The following is a 1,219-nucleotide window of genomic DNA, read 5'->3' on the forward strand; positions in this document are numbered from 1 at the left end:
AAAGCTGCGGATTTTCGATCGAACGATCGACGTGCGATTCGGCCGCAAAGTTGACGACCATGTCGGGATGTTCTTCTTCAAACAGCTTGTAGATTGCCTCGCGGTCGCAGATGTCGATCTTGCAGAACCTGAAGTTCGGGTTGTCCATCACCGGCTTGAGCGTCGACAGGTTGCCCGCATACGTGAGCTTGTCAACGCAGATGATGCGATAGTCCGGATGTTCCTTAAGCATGTGAAACACGAAGTTGCTTCCGATGAAGCCGGCTCCGCCTGTAACAATAATGTTCATTTCAATAAAACCTCTCTGTAATTCTCTAATCTTCAGCTGAAAGACGCAGCAGGTACTGACCGTAGTCGTTTTTCTTCAATGGCTGTGCCAGCTCGATGAGCTTTTCTCTTGAGATCCAGCCCATTCTGTACGCAATTTCCTCAAGGCAGGCCACCTTCAGATTCTGACGCTTCTGAATGGTGGAGATGAAACTTGCCGCTTCAAGCATTGAATCATGTGTCCCGGTATCAAGCCATGCATATCCGCGGCCCATGAGCTTGACGTCAAGCTTACCTCGTCTTAAATATTCCCTGTTGACGTCCGTGATTTCAAGCTCTCCGCGGTCGGAAGGCTTCAGATTCTCCGCGATTTCAACAACGTCATTGTCGTAGAAGTAAAGGCCGGTGACGGCATAGTTGCTCTTCGGATGTTCCGGCTTTTCCTCAATCGACAGGGCATGCATGTCTTCATCGAATTCAACCACGCCGAATCTTTCCGGATCGTTGACATGATATCCGAAGACCGTTGCGCCATTATCCTTCTTAGCAGCTTCCTGGAGCTGCTTCGACAGACCGCTGCCATAGTAGATGTTGTCGCCCAGAATCAAGCAGACGGAATCAGATCCGATAAACTCCTTCCCTAAAATAAACGCTTCGGCCAGGCCGTTTGGATGTTCCTGAACCTTGTACGACAGACTGATTCCAAGATCAGAACCATCCCCCAGCAGATTCTCGAACAGCGGCGTGTACTCCGGTGTCGAAATCACCAGAATGTCCCTGATCCCGGCCAGCATCAGCGTTGACAGCGGATAGTAGATCATCGGCTTGTCGTAGACCGGAATCAGCTGCTTTGAAATTCCCTTGGTGATCGGATACAGGCGCGTACCTGATCCGCCTGCAAGAATTATACCCTTCATGCTTTAATTCCTCTTCTTTCATAAGTTCAGTCACT

The 1,219-nt window shown here is 49.8% G+C and carries 2 protein-coding genes; both read right to left on the reverse strand.

The window, feature by feature from the left end:
• The coding region (locus V7Z60_RS10230; protein WP_334117696.1) for a GDP-mannose 4,6-dehydratase at positions 1-289 on the reverse strand (289 nt) is incomplete at its 3' end.
• A gap of 25 nt (positions 290-314) precedes the next feature.
• Complete coding sequence (gene rfbA, locus V7Z60_RS10235) at positions 315-1,184, reverse strand: glucose-1-phosphate thymidylyltransferase RfbA (protein ID WP_334117697.1); 870 nt, start codon at positions 1,182-1,184, stop codon at positions 315-317.
• Positions 1,185-1,219 lie beyond the last annotated feature (35 nt).

Origin of the sequence: Ligilactobacillus sp. (genome assembly GCF_036846325.1) — a bacterium.
Lineage (GTDB): Bacteria > Bacillota > Bacilli > Lactobacillales > Lactobacillaceae > Ligilactobacillus.

What these genes read in the sequence shown, in the direction of transcription:
- rfbA (WP_334117697.1), bottom strand. Translation starts at nt 1,184, where the DNA reads ATGAAGGGTATAATTCTTGCAGGCGGATCAGGTACGCGCCTGTATCCG.